General features: G+C 46.9%; 1 protein-coding gene. It reads right to left on the bottom strand.

Annotated elements, in window-relative coordinates:
• A partial coding sequence (locus tag Q0614_RS00220) for a TonB-dependent receptor (RefSeq protein ID WP_298785690.1) occupies nt 1–1,210 on the bottom strand: 1,210 nt, incomplete at both ends.

The raw sequence follows: 1,210 nt of genomic DNA, 5'->3' as shown, positions 1-1,210 counted from the left end.
GACTTTGCTCCGCATACAGCTCCACGCCCTTGCGGCGCGTCTCGTCGATATTGATAAAATGCCAACCGTCGGTGATCGAGCTGCCCAGAGTTTCGTTTACGATCTCGTTTTTCGTATCGGTCCAAAAGATCGTAGCGCTTACGTATTGCCCGTAGATCAGATCTTTAAGACCGATTTCGTAGGTTTTAAAGGTTTCGGATTTGAGGTTATTAAGCACGTAAGGACCGTTGCGACCGAGCTTGTCGATGAGCTGATTAGGGCCTGGGGAGATATAGTCGCGCTCAAATTTAAAATATAGATTGCCATCCTTGGAATAATTAAAATTCGGCGTAATCTCAAAAGCGTAGTTGTTTTTATGATCGCTTACTCGGGTACTATTTTGCGTCTGCGAGATTATGTTTCCCATACTTTTTATGGTCGTTAAAACTCTGCGATCTACTTTGTATTCGGCGCGCTCAAACCGCCCGCCCGCACTTAGCGAAAACAACTCGGTGAAATTGTGCTTTTCTAAAGCATAGACCGAGTGGGTAAGCTTTTGCATATCAAAGATCGTAAGCTGCGAACGACTCATCATAGGATTCATCGCGGCGTCAAAATTTATCCTGCGAAAGCCCTTGTTTTTGAGATAATCATATCCCGCTATGAACTCGCCGCTGTCGTAGTCGAGCTTGCCTTTTAAATTTGCCCCCTCTTTGCGGTCTTTCATCACAAATCCCTGCTGTATGATCCTGATATCTTGATAATAAGGGTGCAAATTTGCTTCGATTTTATCGCCGAATTTTACCGTGTAGCCGAAATCGAAATTTGCCCGCGTGCTTTTGGTAAAAGTCCGTTCACCTCCTTGCTGGCGGCGATCCGCTCTCAGCTCGGCAAGACCCAGAGTAGGCACCGAATAGGTTCGCGCCTGATAATAGCTCGGATCAAAAGAGATACTTTGATCGTCCGAAATTTTATAATACATCCCGAGCGAGCCGTAGTAGCCGGTATTTTTCTCGCCCTTGCGGTATCCGCGCTGCTTAAAGCCCTTAACGGCGGTTTTTAGAAACAAATTCTCGCTCACGTTGCCGCCGAGCCCTAAATTTAGATCCTTGTAATTATACGACGCGATCTTGGTAGAGATATTGGCGTATGGGTATCTGGCGCCTTTTTTCGTGATAATATTTATCACGCCGCCGCTGGTGCCGCTGCCGTAGAGCACACTACCGCCGCC

Origin of the sequence: uncultured Campylobacter sp. (assembly GCF_937997595.1) — a bacterium.
Classification (GTDB): Bacteria; Campylobacterota; Campylobacteria; order Campylobacterales; family Campylobacteraceae; genus Campylobacter_B.
Note: the sequence above shows the minus strand (reverse complement) of the source record. Positions and strands in the feature narration are given on the sequence as shown.